This window comes from Bradyrhizobium sp. ORS 278 (genome assembly GCF_000026145.1).
Taxonomy (GTDB): Bacteria; Pseudomonadota; Alphaproteobacteria; order Rhizobiales; family Xanthobacteraceae; genus Bradyrhizobium.
On record NC_009445.1, the window covers coordinates 688,554 to 706,546 of the forward strand.

Consider the following 17,993-nt stretch of genomic DNA (forward strand, 5'->3'; position numbering starts at 1 on the left):
GACAATGGGGTCGCCGCATCGGTCCGGGGGAGCCATGGCCGCGTTGAAGGGGGCGCTGGTCGCCTGGTTTGCAGTGATCGGCGGACTGGTCTGGGCTCAAGGCGAGTCTGCGCCGAACCGGCGGCCGGTGGCCGTCGTGGCCGACGAGCGGATCGCCCTCGGCGATCGCGGCGTTCTGCCGCTTTACGTGTCCCGGCCATGGACCCAGCCGCAGCCCGACATCACGCGGGCCGTGCTGGTTCTGCACGGCCGGCTGCGCAATGCCGACGTCTATTACAAGACCGCGATCAAGGCCCGCGATGCCGCCGGTCCGGCGGGCACAACGACGTTGCTGATCGCCCCGCAATTTCTCGCCGAGCTCGATGTCGAGGCGAATCGGCTGCCGCAGGACACCCTGCGCTGGACTCTCGAGGGTTGGCAGGGCGGCGATGCGGCGACCGGTCCTCAGCCGGTCAGCTCGTTTGAGGCCCTGGACGCGATCCTCACGCGCCTCGCAGATCGCGCGCTGTTCCCCGCTCTGAGCGAGGTCGTCATCGCCGGTCATTCCGGCGGCGGCCAGGTGGTGCAGCGCTATGCGATTGCCGGCCGTGGCGAGGCGATGCTGACGCAGCGCCAGATCGCCGTGCGCTATGTCGTCGCCAATCCCTCGTCCTACGCCTATTTCACCGCCGACCGGCCCGAGACCGCGATCGCCGCGGCCTGTCCGGGCTACAACGGCTGGAAATACGGCATGGCCGACCGGCCGGCCTATCTGGCGACGCCGACCTCGGCCGAGCTCGAGCAGACCTATGTCGCCCGCCGCGTGATCTACCTGCTCGGCACCCGCGATACCGATCCGAACCACCCCGCTCTGGACAAGAGCTGCATGGCCGAGACGCAGGGGCCGACCCGCTACGTGCGCGGCCATTCCTACGCGACGATCATGGCCGCGCGCGATGGCGGCACCCCCAACCATCGGCTCTGGGACGTCCCCGGTGTCGGCCACAGCGGCGACAAGATGTTCACCTCGTCGTGCGGGCTGAAGGCGCTGTTCGATGTTCCCGGATGTGACGCGCCGCCTTGATCGCTCAAGCCGGCCATGCTTGCGCCCGCCCTATTGCGAGGGTCTTACTGCGAGGGCCTTGGAGGCTTCCGGTCGCGGGCCGGGTCTGCTATGGAGACGGCGAAGCAGATGCACGTCGGTGCAGGCTCCGGTCCCGTAGCTCAGCTGGATAGAGCGGCGGTTTCCTAAACCGTAGGTCGCATGTTCGAGTCATGCCGGGATCGCCATTCTGCCGCAGCATCATGTGCGCAGACCTCTCCAGATCAAACTGCGACGTGCGCGTCATTCTCGCCCGATCGGGGATCGGGTGGAGCGCTCAGGGGTGATCGTGGAAACCGTCCGGGAGTCGACAGCGGCTGTCGCCGCTGCATCACCCTGGAGATCTCCCCATGCATACGACCATCGAGCCGGGCATCCTTTATTTCGGGACGCCGGTCGTCCTGATCAGCACCGTCAATGAGGATGGCAGCGCCAACCTCGCGCCGATGTCCTCTGCCTTCTGGCTCGGCTGGCGCTGCATGCTCGGGCTCGCCGCAGGATCGAAGACACCACAGAACATGTGGCGCACTGGCGAATGCGTCCTGAACCTGCCCTCGGTCGATCTCGTCGCCGCGGTCGATCGGCTGGCGTTGACCACCGGATCGGACCCGGTGCCGGCGATGAAACGCCACAAGGGTTATTGTCACGTGGCTGACAAGTTTGCCGTGGCTGGGCTCACCGCCGCCGCGTCAGAAACTGTCGCGGCGCCGCGTGTCGCCGAATGTCCAGTGCAGCTCGAAGCACGCGTTGAGGCGGTGCATGGCATCGCCGATGAGGATGCGATCCTGAAAGGACACATCCAGTGCTTCGAGGTGCGCGTGCAGCGGGTCCATGTCGATCGTTCGATCCTGATGGACGGCGCGGGCGACCGCATCGATCCCGACAAATGGCGGCCGCTGATCATGAGCTTCCAGCAGTTCTATGGCCTAGGCCCGCGCGTCCTCGGTTCGCGGCTCGGCACCATTCCGGAAGCGGCCTATCGGACGCCGGACATCGACCGTGCCCGCAAGGCGCCAGCGCGGATCGAGACTGCGGCGAATTGACGACGTGCGTTGCGGTCGCAGACAAAAAAGCCGCGTCGTTTCGGACGCGGCTCGTTCGGCGTCACAGATGTCGTCAGCTCACCACTGATAGCGGATCCGGCCCGTTCCGGCCCAGGACGACGTCGACCGCGCGAGCTGGCCGTCGATCTGGCCCGACAGCGTCAAGCGCGAGGTCAGCGCCACCTCGGCGACACCGGACAGCAGCGCAGAGTCGGCGGCGATCCGGGCGCCGGTGGTGACGAAGCTGGCGCCGGGCAGGGTCTGGAAGGTGGCGCTCACTTTGGCATCGCGATTGTAGTCGTGGGCCCAGGCGGCGCGGCCTCGCAGCAGGAAGGTGTCGGAGAGGCGGCGGTCGGCCCAGACGCCGAGCTCGGTGCGCGGCAGGGTCGTGTCGCGCGCGGCGAAGGTCAGCGCCGAGCCGTTGGCGCCGAGCGAGCTGGTCTCGGTGTAGGACGGGCTCCACACCTGCTGCAGCTGCAGCGCGGCGTAGGGCGTCAAGCCACCGAAGCCGAGATCGAAGCGGTAGCCGGTCTCCGCCCGCGCCGCCAAGGTCGGGGCCGTGTAGTTCGCCCGCAGCGTTTCGGCCGCGCCGACGTTGACGCTTCGCGTCGTCGACATCCAATGCGCGCCGGCGGCGAGGCTGCCGGAGACATAGGCCGCGCCGAAGCGCTTGGTCGCATAGGCCGCGGCCTGGACGAAGTCCGAGCTGCCATAGCCGCCGCCTTGCGCGACGCTGAAGCTGGTCTGGCCGCCCGACAGCGCGAAGCCCAGCGTCATGTCAGGCGCCAGCCGATAATCGGCGCCGGTGGCGAGGCCGTAAATCCGCGTCGAGACGTCCTGGCTGCCGGCCGCGGTGTCGCCGCCGATATGGCCACCGCCGCCGAACGCCGAGCCCCACACCGCCCAGCTCGGCTCGACCGGCATGGCCTTGGCGAAGATCCTGCCTGCCTTGGCGGCCGGGCCGCTGGCCTCGGCATAGGACATCATCGGCGAGCCGCCGGGATTCGATCCCGCGCCGGAGCGGCCGCTGCCGCCAAAGTCCAGCACCGTGGTCATGAAGCCGGTCATGCTCTGGCCGACGCTCTGCGCGCCCGCCGGCGCGCTCTGGCTGGCGAGCTGGTTGAATGTCGCGCCGACCCCCGCCGCGCTCTGGAAGTAGACCGCCTGCAGCGACACCGGCAGCGTGCCGCCCTTGCTCACGGCATTGCTGAGCGTGTTGTAGATCTGCTGTCCGTTGCCACTGACCCCCGATGTCGGCAGCGACGGGAGCGCCGCTTGCTTGAGCGTGACATAGGCGTTCTGGCCGTCATAGCTCAGCGTCGGCGTGACGTTGATGGTGCCCGCGGTCGTGTAGTTGAACGAAGAGAACTGGCCGTTCACGCCGCCGCCCGCCGAGACGATCGCGACCTTGCTGCCGGCTGCGTAGATGCCGCTGGCGAACGTCGCGGTGACCTGCCCGTTCAGCGCCGCGGTGCCGGACACGCTGGTCGTGCTGAAGCTGCCGGGCGTGAACTGCAGCGCATAGGTCGCTCCGCTGGTGAAGGCGAGGCTGCCGAGCACTGTGAGCCTGCCGGCCTGTCCGGTCAGCCCGGTCACGGCCTGATAGCCCGGCGCCAGCGTGCCGGCGACATTGACGTCGCCGACCGTGCCGAGGCCACTGAGAGTAGCGCCGGCGCCGACGCTGATCGGGCTCGTGACCGTCGCACCGGCGGCAACCACCAGCGCGCCGCCGTTCACATTGGTGCCGCCGCTGTAGCTGTCGTTGCCGGCGAGGACCAGCGTGCCGCTGCCGCTCTTGGTCAGCGAGCCCGTACCGGAGATGTCGTTGCTCCAGATGTCGAACGCATTGTAGCCACCCTGCGAAGCGTCCATCGTCACAGCGACGGCGCTGTTGAACGCGCCATAGCCGTAGGCTGCCTGGTAGAGATTGATGCGGCCCCAGCCGTCCCAGGTGTTGCCGTCGAGCAGCGCGTAGCCGGACGGCAGCGCGGTGGTCTTCAGGATCTCGGTGCGCTGGGCGTCGCTGAGATAGGGAAAGCGCGTCAGCAGCAGCACCTGCGCCTGCACCGGCACGTTCTCCGGCAGGATCGTGCTGGCGCCGGCGAGCTGCAGGCCATAGGTCATGCGATAGGTGTAGCTCGACGGATCGGTCGAACTGAGATTGATGTCCTTCGACGCCGCCGCGATCGTCGCCGCGCCGCCCTGCGCCTGCTGGATGCAGGCCTGCACGCTCACCGTGCCGCAGGATGACGAAAGATACGACTGCGTCTGGGTGTAGGCCTGGTAGACGGCATAGGCATTGGTATTGGCCGGGTTGGTCCAGTCCACCCGGTCGCCGTTCGAATCATAAAGCGCATTGTAGATGTTCGTCGCCGCGATCGCTGTGGCGAAGGTGCGGCCGCCGATCACGTCGAGCGGCGAATGCATGCCGGCCAGGATGCGGTTGTTGCCGAGGTCGGCGGCGCGCGCCAGGATGCTTTGATATTGCTGCGGCACCAGGAAGGCGAGGCCGAGCGCCTGCGTATAGCCGGAATTGGTGTGGCCGGAGATGAAGCCGCCGTCGGCGTAAGGGTTGGTGCTGTTGATGATCTGCAGCAGCGGCGTCGGCACGCTGACATCGGTCGACAGCCGGTAGGGCCGCGCCGCCGCGCCGATGCCTGGCACGTAGTCGCCGACCGAGAACTGCGTCGGCTGTAGCACGCCGTTCACGATGGTGCCGACATTCGGCACGGTGAGATAGCTCAGGCTAGTGCCGTTCGTGGTGTTCTGCGCATCGATCATCGCCTGGGTCACGGTGAAGCCGCGGACCCAGTTGGTGGCGTTGCCATACACGGCGGGGATCGTGAGATTGCCGTAATAGGTGGGGACGACGATGTTGGCGGTGTCGGCGGTCGAAAGTCCGGTCTTGTTGGTCGCAGCGTTGTAGTTGGCGTAGGCGGCAGCCAGCGGTCCCGTCGTGGTCTGGTTCACCGCTGCGCCATACGCGCCCGGATTCGTCACCGGCGCGGTCGAGCCCATGTAGCGCTCAAAGGTGCGCTTGGTCGGCTCGGTCGAGGAGTTCGCACGGACGGTGTTGTTGACGAAGTTCACCGCCGCGGCGAGCGGCGTCGCGCTGCCGTTGCCGAAGGTGGTGGCCCCCCAGCTCGCGCTGTTGAGATAGTTGATGTTGGACTGGAAGTTCTGCAGCGTGTACGGCGCGTAGGTGGTGGGCGTCAGGCTGTTCGGCGTGGTGCCGCTGGCGGAGGCGCCGGTGCCGGTCATGAAATAGCCGGTGAGCACGCCGAGTCCATTCAGCACGCTGTATTGCTGGTTGGTGCGATCGTCATGGATCGCCTCGAGCGTCTGCGCCGCGGTCCGCCCCTGCGTCATGCGGATGACGGTCGCGAGGTTCTGCTCCATGACGCCGGTGCCGTTGGTCAGCGTCGGATCGCTCAGCATCAGATTGGCATAGGAATCGACCACGTTGACCATGGTCGAGCCGGTCGTTGCGGTGCTCGAATTGGTGAAGTTGACCGGCGGGGTGGTCGGGATGTCGCCGGCCTTGGCGGCGAGGGGCAGCAAGGCGGAGCCCAGCGCGGCGTATTTCCAGAATTTCAGATACGCAGACGACGACATTCCAAGTGCCCCCAGACTAACAAGATCGACGCCGGGTGCGCTCCGCGTCCGGCGGGAAATGGCCACGGATCTGCGGCCCTTCGTCCCGCCGTCGTCACTATTAATCGTTTGTTTCAGATTCTTAACGGTTTGTTAGTGACATCAGTTCGTCCGTTGCTGTCGTCGGAAAGACACACAATCCAAAGTAATTGCGATCGATGTTGCCGCCTGCAACGCGACTTTTACTAACAGAAAAGTGTATGGCCGATCGATCTGTCGAACTTGGTTGTGTCTGCAGATATTCGCCTGATGAACAGCCGTTAGCATTGATGAGGGCTCGCTGCCCCGCCTGAAACTGGCGTACCCGCCGTTGAAGCTTGCATCCGAGTGCGAGAGACGGAGACATCATGGGCGCTGTGGCTGTCGAGCGGCTGCTGATCGAGGCGGCGGATCACTATAATGCCGGAAGGCCCTTACCCGCGCAGTCGCTGTGCGCGAAGATCCTCCACAATGAGCCCGATCACCTGCCGGCGCTGCACTTGTCTGCGATCCTCGCCTTTGCCGATGGCCGCATGGCGGAGGGCGCAGCGCTGCTCGGCCGCGTCTTCGCGTGCGATCCCAACCACGCGCCGGCCTATGTGACGCTCGGCGACGCGCTCGCCGTGAAGGGTGAGCATGAGGGTGCCGCCGATGCATTTGGGCGGGCTGCAGCGCTGCGGCCGCGCGACGCCGTCATCCACGACAAGCTCGGCACCGCGTGGCTGGCCTTGTCTCGCCTGGCCGCGGCCGAGACTGCCTATCGTCAGGCCCTGGCGCTCGATCCCGCACTGCTCGGCGCGCACTGGAATCTCGCGTTGGCGCTGAGCCGGCAAGGCCGCCTCGATGAGGCCGAGGCCGCCTATCGCGAGCTGCTCGCGCGCGATCCGGCCTTTCCCGGCGCCTGGCGCGCGCTGGCCCATGTGCTCGCCGAATTCCCCCGGCGCGATGAGGCCGCGGCGGCCTATCGGCACGCTCTGGCAGCCGATCCGGACGATGCCGGGCTGCATCTCGGCCTCGGTGATGTGCTGCTCGCCCAAGGCGTCTTCAACGATGCCGCGCTTCACTATCGCCGCGCCTGCCAGCTGATGCCAGATGATGCCGAGGCCGCGCGGCAGCTCGGCCACGCGCTGCATCAGGCGGGACGGGCGTCAGAGGCGATCGAGGCCTATCGTCGCGCGGCCCTGCTCGACCCGACCAATGTCGTCTTGCTCAGCAATCTCGCCGCCTGCCTATACGGTCTCGGGCAACTCGAGGCCGCCCTCGCCGCGTGCAGGAATGCGCTGGCGCTGCAGCCGGGCTACGCGCCGGCGCACACCAATCTCGGCATCATTCACGAACGGCGCGGCGCCATGGATGAGGCCGTGGCTGCGCATCGCCGCGCCATCGCTGCCGATCCTTCCTATGCCCGCGGCCACGCCAATCTCGCGGTGGCGCTGCGCCATGCCGGCGACATCGATGCGGCGCTCGCGGCCTCGCACCAGGCCGTTGCGCTCGCGCCCGACGACGCGCAGACGCGGTACAATCACGCCCATGTTCTCTTGCTGTGCGGCGACCTCGTGGCGGGCTTCGCCGAGCACCGCTGGGGCCGCCACTGTCCGGAGCTGTCCGCGGGCATGCCGCGCTTCGATGCGCCGGACTGGAACGGCGAGCCGCTCGGCGGCCGCACGCTGCTGCTGTTCGCCGAATACGGTATCGGCGATGCCTTGCAGTTCGTGCGCTACATCCCGCGCGTGCGCGCCATGGGCAGCAGCGTCGTGCTGCAGGTGCAGCCGGCGATCGCGCCGCTGCTGCGCGGCCTCGACGGCGTCACCGTGGTGGCGCGCGGCGAGCCGTTGCCGCCGTTCGATCTGCAGCTGCCGCTGATGGATCTGCCGCACATCTTCGGCACCACGCTGGAGACGATCCCGGCCGACGTGCCCTATCTCGCCGCCGATCCCATCCAGGTCGCCGCCTGGCGCAACGTGCTCGGACGCGCGCCCGCGCTGAAGGTCGGCGTGGTCTGGGCGGGCAATGTCAGGCACAAGGGCGACCATCAGCGCTCGCTCGCGGCCAGGGATGTGCTGCCGCGGCTCCTAACGTCGGGCGTGCAGCTCTATTCGCTGCAGAAGGAGCCGCGTCCCGATGATGCACCGGCGCTGCTCGATCTCGCCACTGAGGTCATCGACCTCGCACCGCTGCTGACCGACTTTGCGGAAACTGCCGCCGCCGTCACCGCGCTCGACCTCGTGATCTCCGTCGACACCTCGGTCGCCCATCTCGCCGGCGCGCTGGCGCGGCCCGTGTGGGTGCTGCTGCCCCACGCCCAGGACTGGCGCTGGCTGCGCGACCGCGAAGACACTCCGTGGTACCCGACCATGCGCTTGTTCAGGCAGGAGCGGCCGATGGCCTGGAACGGCGTGCTGATGCGGGCGTCGGACGAACTGGCGCGCGTGGCGGCGGGGGAGCGCGGACGATTGGCGCCGGGCGTCTCCGAGTCGTAATCGACCCTTTGTCCAAGCCCTCGATGTCGTCCCGGCCTTGAGCCGGGACCCATAACCACCGGCCGCTGTTTGGCGAAGAACGACACTAAGTGTGCCCCACAGAGAGATCACGCGGTATGGGTCCCGGCTCAAGGCCGGGACGACGGCGGTGGGGGTTGCGCGACCTTCGGCTCACCAACGAGCCGTTCGGCCACGCTGCTCAGGACGCCGGCGCTACTTCCTCCGCCAGCAACTCTCGCACCCGCGGCACCACCACCTGGCCATACAGCTCGATGCTGCGCATCAGCTTGGCATGCGGCAGCGGACCGGCCGAGTATTTCAGCTGAAACCGCGAAAGGCCGAGCGCCTTGATCGTTGCGGCGATCTTCCGCGCCACGGTCTCGGGCGAGCCGACATAGAGCGAGCCGTGATCAGCCTCCTGCACGAACTCGTCGCGGCCCATCGGTGGCCAGCCGCGCTCGCGGCCGATGCGGTCGCGCATGGTCTTGTAGTCCGGCCACAGCTCCTCGCGTGCCTGTTGATCGGTATCTGCGACATAGCCCGGCGAATGCACGCCGATCGGGTTCGTCGCGCGGCCGAACTGCTTGATGGCGCGGTGATAGAGATCGACATAGGTCGCGAAGCGTTTGGGGTCGCCGCCGATGATCGCGAGCATCAGCGGCAGCTCGTAATGCGCGGCGCGCACCACCGATTCCGGACTGCCGCCGACGCCGATCCAGGCCTTCAGCCGGCCATGCTCGACCGGCGGATACACCAGCTGCTCGCGCAGCGGCGGTCGCAGATTGCCCTGCCAGGTCAGCGGCTGCTGCGGCAGCAGGCTGACGAACAGATCGAGCTTCTCCTCGAACAGCGACTCGTAGTCCTTGAGGTCGAAGCCGAACAGCGGGAAGGATTCGGTGAACGAGCCGCGGCCGAGGATGACCTCGGCGCGGCCGTTCGACACCGCGTCGAGCGTGGCAAAGCGCTGGAAGACGCGGATCGGATCGTCCGAGCTCAGCACCGTCACCGCGGAGCCCAGCCTGATCTTCGAGGTCCGCGCGGCGACGGCCGCCAGCGCCACCTCGGGCGCCGAGATCGCGAAATCGCCGCGATGGTGCTCGCCGAGCCCGATGAAATCGATGCCGAGCTGGTCGGCCAGCACGGCCTCCTCGACCACGTCGCGGATCACCTGCGCATGCGCCGCCATCGCGCCATCAGCGCCGCGGGTAACGTCGCCGAAGGTGTCCAGGCCGAATTCGATCTGTGTCGTCATGTCTCGTTCCATTCCGTCCGGCCGTCATACGGCGTCTCGCTGCCAGCTGGAAGGGGCGAACCGGATTGCAAGGGGACATGACGAAACACAGGGTTTCGCCAACCCCCTCGGCTCCGTCGTCAACCCGGAATCTGAAGATGAGGGAAACCAGCTCGGAATTCCGGGTTCAAGGCCTGCGGCCTTGCCCCGGAATGACTGTGCCCCTGATGGTGCGGGACACGACAGTCTTCGCCAACAAAATTTCTCTTTCGTTTTTCCGAAAATCATGCTCTACTGCGCTCATCCCGCCTCATCGATGAGGGGCGTGCGCGCGGTCGTCACGAGACGCGAGGCGGGGATGCGGTGGCCGTGGCGGAGCGCAGCGTGACGCAAGTCGCGCCGACGAACGATCCGTTGCGGACGGTCAAGCCGTGTGGTCCTGGCCTCCCGATGCTGAGGCCAAGCCGGTGGGGTGATCCATCGGCGACGGGGGCAAGACAGCCGGTCCCCGGGGAGAGCTCGGAGCAGCCGTGAGCCCATCGCGCAGGGAATGCCGGATTGTCGGCTGAACCTGTGGTACCTGCCGCCTGCATTTTTTTCGCAGGCGGGCCATGGGTGAGGCCTTCACCCGGCATTCCCTGCGCCCTCATCTTTTCGAGGGGGTTCCATTTGGCAAGACTCGGGCGAAAGCGGCCGCGGGAACGAGAACGCGCGGGCGACGTGCACGGCAGCTCGGCGCCGCGCCGTTCATGCGAGCATGCCATGTCAAAAAATGGGCGTGTCGGGCCGCCGCGCATCACCTAGGCTCAGTCCATGAATGACATGGGACCACGCGCGTGACCTCAGCCGGCGACTATCAGATCTTCGATGCGGGCGACGTCCTGCTGCAATCGGGCGTGACGTTCCGGTCGCTGCGGCTCGCCTACAAGACCTATGGCACGCTGAATGCCGCCAAGGACAACGTGATCCTCTATCCGACCTCGTTCGGTGCCCAGCATGTCGATACCGAATGGCTGATTGGACCGGACGGGATTCTCGACTCCGACAGATATTTCATCATCATCCCGAACTTGTTCGGCAACGGCCTGTCGTCCTCGCCCTCGAACACGCCGATCGGGGAGACGCCGTTCCCGGCCATCAGCTATCACGACGCCATTGCGGTTCAGCGGCGGCTCCTGGAGGCGCAGTTCAGCATCGAGAAGCTCGCGCTGGTCTATGGCTGGTCGATGGGCGGCATGCAGGCCTATCATTGGGCCGCGCTCCATCCGGACATGGTCGAGCGCGCAGCGGTCGTGTGCGGCAGCGCGCGCTGCTCGCCCTACAATCACCTGTTCCTCGACGCGGTGAAGGCGGCGCTGATCGCTGATCCTGCGTTCCGCAACGGCCGCTTCGTGGACAAGCCCGTGGCCGGCCTGCGCGCCATGGGCCGCATCTATGCCGGCTGGGCGATGTCCTACGAGTTCTACCGCGACGAGGTCTGGCGCGAGCAGGGCTTTGCTTCGCAGGAGGACTATCTCGCCGCGACCTGGGACACCGCCTTCGCGCATCGCGACGCCAATAATCTGCTCACGCAGATCGCGATCTGGCAGGGTGGCGACATCGGCAATTGCGCGGCCTTTGGCGGCGATCTCGATCGCGCGCTGGCGGCCATCAAGGCGCATATGCTGCTGATGCCCGGCCAGACCGACCGCTACTTCGACTGGCGCGACAATGAGCGCGAGCTGCCGAAGCTTATCAATGCGCGCTCTGCCGCGCTGCGGCCGATCCCATCCGTCCACGGCCATCGCGCCGGCAATCCCGTGCGCATCCCGGCCGATCGCGACTTCATCAAAGCCAACGTCTCGACCCTTCTCCAGAGCTGAGCCGCTATCCGTCATGACCGATGTGCTTACCGAAGAATTCGCGCCCCGCTCGAAGCTGCTGACCCCGCCGGTGTTGCAGCAGCTCTGCGCACGGTCCAACCTGAAGGGCGCGTTGCGCACGCTCAGCCATTACGGCGCGATCATCGCCGTGGGTGCGCTGATCGGAGCAGTCGCATCGAGTCAGGGTTTGCTGTGGGCGCTGCCCTTGCTGCCGGTGCAGGGCGTACTGATCGCGTTTCTGTTCATGGCGGTGCACGAGACGGCGCACAAGACCGCGTTCGACAGCCGCCGGCTGAACGTCGCGGTCGGCAATCTCTCCGGCTTCCTGATCGGGCTGCCTTACGAATATTATTGCCTATTCCACTGGGAGCATCACCGCCACACCCAGGATCCCCTGCGCGACCCCGAACTGATCGTCGGCCCCAAGCCGCGCTCCGAGACGCAGCTCGCGATCGCCTATTCCGGTTTGGTGCAGGTGGCCGGCCGTCTCAGGCTGATGCTGAAACATGCGCTGACCGGAGAAGTGACCGTGCCCTGGGTTCCCGCCGGCCGCCGCGCCATCATCGTCCGCGAGGCGCGTTTCTACGTCGCCGGCTACGCGCTGCTTCTGATCGGCTCGCTCGCGCTGCACAGCGCGCTCCTGCTGTGCGTCTGGGTCGTCCCGCTGCTGCTCGGACAGCTGATCCTGCGCCCCTATCTCTACGCCGAGCACACCGGCTGCGATCACACGAGAAGCGCCTTCCACAACACCCGCACCACCTTCACCACGCCGTTCGTGCACTGGCTCGCCTGGAACATGCCCTACCACGTCGAGCACCACGCGTATCCGGCTGTGCCGTTCCACGCCCTGCCGAAGCTGCACGCCATCGTCGATGGCGAGATCAAATATCGCGGCGAGGGGTATGTCGCGGTGACACGCCAGACCTGGACGTGGTTTCGGACGCAGTGGGACGGAACGAAGTCTCGTACATAGCGAAGTCTCATAGGTCATGAGTTGGGATCCGAGCTATCGCCGCCCGATCGGTGCGCCCCCTCTCCCGCTTGCGGGGGAGGGTAGGGGTGGGGGCGCCACAGCGGCAGTCTTTCCGGAGCATCCCCCACCCGCATCGCATCTGGCGATGCCATGCGACCTCCCCCGCAAGCGGGAGAGGCGCAGACCGACCACGTCGCCTGAGATGTCAGAAAGCCCTCGCCACACAGACGGTGTACCCTCTCCCCTTGTGGGAGAGGGTGGCTTTGATGCGCAGCATGAAAGCCGGGTGAGGGGTTGCCACGAACTCAGACCTGAATTTGTGGCGACCTCTCACCCGAGTGAGTTTGTGATTACCAGCTGTGTAGCCCTCTCCCACAAGGGGAGAGGGCACAGTCACTGGCACCGTAGCTACGTAGCAGCTGCGTCGCTTCACCGCCACCGCTCGCGCATGCGCGCACCCAGGTCAATCCGCGGCCCCGCGCTCGCAACCGTCACCCCCGCCTGCAGCTTCGGCCAGCTCACGCGCTCGAACAGCGGCACCAGCGCTTCCGGAATGAAGCGTGTGCGCGAGGCGTAGACATGACGATCGCCACGCACCGGCTGGCCATGGACGAAGAAGCGCTGCGGCACCAGCAGGTGCAGGTCGTCCTTGGCGCGGGTCATCGCGACGTAGAGCAGCCGGCGCTCCTCCTCCAGCTCGGCGGTGGAGCCGGCGCCGAGATCGGACGGCATGCAGCCATCCACCACGTTGAGGACGTGCACCGCGTTCCACTCCATGCCCTTGGCGGAATGGATGGTGGAGAGGATCAGGTAGTCCTCGTCGAGCAGCGGCACGCCGGCTTGGTCGGAGGTCGCATCGGGCGGATCGAGCGTGAGCTCGGTGAGGAAGCGCTCGCGCGAGGCATAGCCGCTGGCGATCTGTTCGAGCTGCAGCAGATCGGCGCTGCGCATCTCGGCATCCTCGTGCACGCGTTCGAGATGCGGCTGATACCAGTGCCTGATTCGCTCGATATCGGCCGGCCAGTCCGAGCTCCGCAACTGCTCCAGCGTGCGCACGAACGCGGTCCAATCCTCGCCGGCGCGGGCCGGCGTCGGCTGTGCGCACAACGTCCGAAGCGGATCGGCGCTCTCACTGATGGCATCGAGCAGCCGCTGCGCCGAGGCCGGACCGATGCCGGGAATGAGATGCAGCACGCGGAAGCCGGCGATGCGGTCGCGCGGGTTCTCGACGAAGCGCAGGCAGGCCAGCATGTCCTTGACATGGGCGGCATCGAGAAATTTCAGGCCGCCGAACTTCACGAAGGGAATGTTCCGCCGCGTCAGCTCGATCTCCAGCGGCCCCGAGTGCGACGACGTCCGGAACAGCACCGCCTGCTGCTTCAGCACGATGCCTTCCTCGCGCTTGGCCAGCACCTGCTCGACGATGTAGCGCGCCTGGTCGGTCTCGTCGCGCACCGTCACCAGCTGCGGCTTGCGCGAGGCGGTGCGGTCGGTCCACAAATTCTTGGTGAAGCGCTCGCGCGCCAGCCCGATCACGGCGTTGGCGGCCGAGAGGATCGGCTGCGTCGAGCGGTAGTTGCGGTCGAGCGTGACGATGTCGGCGCGCGGGCTGAACTGGTCGGGAAATTCCAGGATGTTGCGCACGGTCGCGGCGCGGAATGCGTAGATCGACTGCGCGTCGTCGCCGACCACCGTAAGGCCTGCACCATCCGGCTTCAGGCCGAGCAGGATCTGCGATTGCAGCCGGTTCGTGTCCTGATACTCGTCGACCAGCACGTGATCGAAGCGCTCGCCGATCTCGCGGGCGATGGTTTCATCCGCCATCATCTGCGCCCAGTAGAGCAGCAGGTCGTCGTAGTCGAGCACGGCGTTGGCCTGCTTGGCCTCGACATAGGCCGCGAACAAGCCCTTCAGCTCACCGGCCCATTCAGCGCACCATGGAAAATGCCGCACCAGCGCCTCGTCCAGCGGCATGTCGGCATTGACGCAGCGCGAGTAGATCGCGAGGCAAGTTCCCTTCGTCGGGAAGCGGCGCTGCGTGTTGGACAGGCCGCGCTCATGCCGCACCAGGTTCATCAGGTCGGCGGAATCCTCGCGATCATGGATCGTGAACACGGGATCGAGGCCGATGCGCTCGGCGTATTCGCGCAGCATTCGCGCGCCGAGGCCGTGAAACGTGCCGGCCCAGGTGAGCCCCGCGGTGATCGCCTCCGCCTGGCCGCCGAGCACCTTGCGCGCGATGCGCTCGACGCGCCGGCTCATTTCGCTCGCCGCGCGGCGCGAGAATGTCATCAGCAGGATGCGGCGCGGATCGGCGCCGTTGACGAGGAGATGTGCGACGCGATGCGCCAGCGTGTTGGTCTTGCCCGAGCCGGCACCCGCGATGATCAGCAACGGCGGGCCCGGTGCGGCGGACGTGCCGCCATGCTCGACGGCGCGGCGCTGCTCCGGATTGAGATCATCGAGATATGTCGCCGCAATCGCCTGCACGAATCGTCTCCCAGCGCGCAAGAATCAGTGATTTGCCCCTCGCGTGCAACGACATGGTCCGCTTGCGGCAGCGTTTTACATGATTCGCAACCGGTCTTTTTTGCCACGGTTGCCCACAGAGCGTCAGCCAGCCGCTTGCGCTGGCGCGTGCGGACTCCTATCCAATCAGCCCCGTCACGAATCTCGGAAGAACACCGTGTCGAATTTTGCCTCCATCATCGCTGCTGAGCTCTCCGTTCGGGATGCCCAGGTCCAGGCCGCGATCGACCTGCTCGACGGCGGCGCGACCGTTCCGTTCATCGCGCGCTACCGCAAGGAAGCGACGGGCATGCTGGACGACACGCAGCTGCGCACGCTCGAAGAGCGGCTGCGCTATCTGCGCGAGATGGACGCCCGCCGCACTGCGATCATCGAGAGCATCAAGTCGCAGGGCAAGATGACGCCTGAGATCGAGCTGGCGCTGGCGACCGCCGACACCAAGGCGCGACTGGAAGACATCTACCTGCCGTTCAAGGAGAAGCGCCGCACCAAGGCGCAGATCGCCAAGGAGGCCGGGCTCGAGCCGCTGGCCGACATGCTGATCGGCGATCCCATGAAGAACCCCGAGGACGAGGCCAAGGCGTTCATCAAGAAGGACGGCGACAATCCGGTCAAGGACGTCAAAGCCGCGCTCGACGGTGCGCGCGCGATCCTGGTCGAGCGCTTCGCCGAGCATGCCGACCTCGTCGGCTCGCTGCGCGAGGAGATGTGGACCCGCGGCGCGGTCAAGTCCTCGGTGCGCCACGGCAAGAAGACCGAAGGCGCGAAGTTCGCCGACTATTTCGATTTCTCCGAGCCGTTCACCAAGCTCCCATCGCACCGCATCCTGGCGATGCTGCGCGGCGAGAAGGAAGAGATTCTGCAGCTCGATTTCGGCGATGGCGAGCCGGAGGATTCGAAGGATCCCTCGCTGTATGAGAACCGGATCGCGGTGACCTTCGGCATCTCGCGCCAGGGCCGTCCCGCCGATCAGTTCCTGTCCGACTCCGTGCGCTGGGCCTGGCGCACGCGCATCAAGACCTCGCTCGCGCTCGATGTCCGCATGCGCCTGTGGCAGGAGGCCGAGAAGGAAGCCGTGCGCGTGTTCGCCGCGAACCTGCGCGATCTGCTGCTCGCCGCGCCCGCGGGCGGCCGCGCCACGCTCGGGCTCGACCCTGGCTTCCGCACCGGAGTCAAGGTCGCCGTCATTGATCGCACCGGCAAGTTCGTCGATCACGCGACGATCTATCCGCACGAGCCGCAGCGGCAGTGGAACGAGAGCATGCTCACGCTTGCGCAGCTCTGCATCAAGCATCGCATCGAGCTGGTCGCGATCGGCAACGGCACCGCGTCGCGCGAGACCGAGAAGCTGGTCACTGACCTGATGAAGCTGAAGCCGGACCTGAAGCTGACCAAGGCGATCGTGTCGGAAGCGGGCGCCTCGGTCTATTCGGCCTCGGAATTCGCGGCCAAGGAATTCCCCAATCTCGACGTCTCGATCCGCGGTGCTGTCTCGATCGCGCGCCGCCTGCAGGATCCGCTTGGCGAACTCGTGAAGGTGCCGCCCGCCTCGATCGGCGTCGGGCAGTATCAGCACGACCTCAATCAGTACGAGCTGGCGCGCGCGCTCGATGCCACCGTCGAGGACTGCGTGAACGCGGTCGGCGTCGATCTCAATACCGCATCCGCGCCGCTGCTCGCGCGTGTGTCCGGCATCGGCGAGACCTTGGCGCAGAATATCGTCGCGCATCGCGATGCCAACGGGCCGTTCCCGACGCGCGACAAGCTGAAGGATGTGCCGCGGCTCGGGCCGAAGGCATTCGAGCAATGCGCCGGCTTCCTGCGCATCCGCGACGGCGACAATCCGCTCGATGCCTCCGGCGTGCATCCGGAAGCCTATCCGGTCGTGAAGAAGATCCTCGAGGCGACCAAGAGCGACATCAAGGTGCTGATCGGGGAGACCAAGACGCTGAAGGCGCTCAATCCGGCGAAGTTCGCCGACGAGCGCTTCGGCGTCCCGACCGTTACCGACATCATCAAGGAACTGGAGAAGCCGGGCCGCGACCCGCGCCCCGAGTTCAAGACCGCGACCTTCCAGGAAGGCGTCGAGAAGATCACCGACCTCAAGCCCGGCATGATCCTCGAGGCGACCGTCACCAACGTCGCGGCGTTCGGCGCCTTCGCCGACATCGGCGTGCACCAGGACGGCCTGATCCACATCTCGGCGATGTCCGAGAAGCGCATCAACGATCCGCGCGAGGTGGTGAAGCCGGGCCAGGTCGTAAAGGTCAAGGTGCTGGACGTCGACGTGCCGCGCCAGCGCATCTCGCTGACCTTGCGGCTGTCCGATCCACTGCCCGCCAAGGGCGAGAAGCGCACCAGCGCGCGGCCGCCAGCGGCGGCGCGCATGACCACGCGCGAGGAGAAGCCGTCGGGCGGCGGCGCGTTCGCGGCGGCGCTGGCGAAGGCCCAGGAGCGGCGCAAGGGCGCCTGAGGCGCCCATAGGAGGAGGCATGGCAGGCCGCATCGCGATCATTGCAGGATCAACCGGCCTCGTTGGCCGGGAGCTGCTGCGCGGCCTGCTCGCCGACCCCGGGGTTGATCACGTCCACAGCGTCGGCCGCCGCGCCCCGCCGCAGGTCTCGCCGAAGCTGACGAGTCACGTTGTCGACTTCACCGCGCTGCCGTCGCTGCCGGCGGCGGACGAGCTGTATCTCGCACTGGGGACGACCATCAAGGTCGCCGGAAGCCAGGCGGCCTTTCGCGCGATCGACCATGACGCGAACCTCGCCGTGGCCAAGGCGGCGCTGGCGAGCGGCGCGACGCGGGTGGGCCTGGTCAGCGCCATGGGCGCTGATGCGAGGTCGCGCATCTTCTACAGCCGCGTGAAAGGTGAGCTCGAGGACGCACTGTCCGCACTTCCGTTCGCAGGTCTGGTGATTGCCCGTCCTTCGCTGCTGGCTGGAGCCCGCGCCGAGCTCGGGCAGCCGAGCCGGCCGGGCGAGGAATGGGGCAGCGCCGTAAGCAGGATGATCGGGTTCCTGATTCCGCCAAACTACAAGCCGATCGCTGCGGCGGATGTTGCGTCTGCGCTGTTGTCCGCCGTGCCCTCCGCGACGGGCAGGGCCATTCTCCTGTCGGGTGCCATGCGCCGGTGATCCCCGCTCACCTCTTGCGGAGAC

Annotated in this window: 10 protein-coding genes and 1 tRNA gene; 8 read left to right on the forward strand and 3 right to left on the reverse strand. The window is 66.8% G+C overall.

All coding sequences use genetic code 11. The features are described 5' to 3' along the window. Positions 1-34 precede the first annotated feature (34 nt). The 3 genes from BRADO_RS03110 (at position 35) to BRADO_RS03120 (ending at position 2,124) form a co-directional block, all read left to right on the forward strand. Positions 35-1,063, forward strand: a complete 1,029-nt coding sequence (locus tag BRADO_RS03110) for a lipoprotein (RefSeq protein ID WP_041756052.1) — start codon at positions 35-37, stop codon at positions 1,061-1,063. 129 nt (positions 1,064-1,192) lie between these two features. After that, positions 1,193-1,269: transfer RNA gene (locus BRADO_RS03115), tRNA-Arg, on the forward strand. 162 nt (positions 1,270-1,431) lie between these two features. Next, a complete protein-coding gene (locus BRADO_RS03120) occupies positions 1,432-2,124 on the forward strand; it encodes a flavin reductase family protein (protein ID WP_011923856.1) in 693 nt (230 codons plus the stop codon). 78 nt (positions 2,125-2,202) lie between these two features. Here BRADO_RS03120 and BRADO_RS03125 read toward each other — a convergent pair whose 3' ends face one another. Beyond that, on the reverse strand, positions 2,203-5,739 hold the full coding sequence (locus BRADO_RS03125; RefSeq protein WP_011923857.1) for an autotransporter domain-containing protein: 3,537 nt from the start codon (positions 5,737-5,739) through the stop codon (positions 2,203-2,205). Positions 5,740-6,125: 386 nt separating this feature from the next. Here BRADO_RS03125 and BRADO_RS03130 point away from each other — a divergent pair, with 386 nt between their 5' ends. After that, the gene (locus tag BRADO_RS03130; RefSeq protein WP_041756053.1) at positions 6,126-8,237 is read left to right on the forward strand and encodes a tetratricopeptide repeat protein; all 2,112 of its coding nucleotides are present in this window, start codon (positions 6,126-6,128) and stop codon (positions 8,235-8,237) included. A gap of 199 nt (positions 8,238-8,436) precedes the next feature. Here BRADO_RS03130 and BRADO_RS03135 read toward each other — a convergent pair whose 3' ends face one another. Beyond that, positions 8,437-9,489 carry an LLM class flavin-dependent oxidoreductase gene (locus tag BRADO_RS03135; RefSeq protein WP_011923859.1) on the reverse strand — a complete coding sequence of 351 codons (1,053 nt, stop codon included), beginning with the start codon at positions 9,487-9,489 and terminating at the stop codon, positions 8,437-8,439. Between the two features lie 815 nt (positions 9,490-10,304). Here BRADO_RS03135 and BRADO_RS03140 point away from each other — a divergent pair. Beyond that, positions 10,305-11,330: an alpha/beta fold hydrolase gene (locus BRADO_RS03140; protein ID WP_011923860.1), complete on the forward strand. Its 1,026-nt coding sequence runs from the start codon at positions 10,305-10,307 to the stop codon at positions 11,328-11,330. A gap of 13 nt (positions 11,331-11,343) precedes the next feature. After that, positions 11,344-12,303, forward strand: coding sequence for a fatty acid desaturase family protein (locus BRADO_RS03145; protein WP_173363481.1), 960 nt, complete (start codon positions 11,344-11,346; stop codon positions 12,301-12,303). A 429-nt stretch (positions 12,304-12,732) separates the two neighbouring features. Here BRADO_RS03145 and BRADO_RS03150 read toward each other — a convergent pair whose 3' ends face one another. After that, entirely contained in the window at positions 12,733-14,793 is a 2,061-nt protein-coding gene (locus BRADO_RS03150; RefSeq protein WP_011923862.1) for an ATP-dependent helicase, read from the reverse strand. Positions 14,794-14,989: 196 nt separating this feature from the next. Here BRADO_RS03150 and BRADO_RS03155 point away from each other — a divergent pair, with 196 nt between their 5' ends. Further along, the gene (locus BRADO_RS03155; protein WP_011923863.1) at positions 14,990-17,305 is read left to right on the forward strand and encodes a Tex family protein; all 2,316 of its coding nucleotides are present in this window, start codon (positions 14,990-14,992) and stop codon (positions 17,303-17,305) included. Between the two features lie 19 nt (positions 17,306-17,324). Further along, positions 17,325-17,969 carry a nucleoside-diphosphate sugar epimerase gene (locus tag BRADO_RS03160; protein WP_011923864.1) on the forward strand — a complete coding sequence of 215 codons (645 nt, stop codon included), beginning with the start codon at positions 17,325-17,327 and terminating at the stop codon, positions 17,967-17,969. Positions 17,970-17,993 lie beyond the last annotated feature (24 nt).

What these genes read in the sequence shown, in the direction of transcription:
- BRADO_RS03110 (WP_041756052.1), top strand. Translation starts at nt 35, where the DNA reads ATGGCCGCGTTGAAGGGGGCGCTGGTCGCCTGGTTTGCAGTGATCGGC.
- BRADO_RS03120 (WP_011923856.1), top strand. Translation starts at nt 1,432, where the DNA reads ATGCATACGACCATCGAGCCGGGCATCCTTTATTTCGGGACGCCGGTC.
- BRADO_RS03125 (WP_011923857.1), bottom strand. Translation starts at nt 5,739, where the DNA reads ATGTCGTCGTCTGCGTATCTGAAATTCTGGAAATACGCCGCGCTGGGC.
- BRADO_RS03130 (WP_041756053.1), top strand. Translation starts at nt 6,126, where the DNA reads ATGGGCGCTGTGGCTGTCGAGCGGCTGCTGATCGAGGCGGCGGATCAC.
- BRADO_RS03135 (WP_011923859.1), bottom strand. Translation starts at nt 9,489, where the DNA reads ATGACGACACAGATCGAATTCGGCCTGGACACCTTCGGCGACGTTACC.
- BRADO_RS03145 (WP_173363481.1), top strand. Translation starts at nt 11,344, where the DNA reads ATGACCGATGTGCTTACCGAAGAATTCGCGCCCCGCTCGAAGCTGCTG.
- BRADO_RS03160 (WP_011923864.1), top strand. Translation starts at nt 17,325, where the DNA reads ATGGCAGGCCGCATCGCGATCATTGCAGGATCAACCGGCCTCGTTGGC.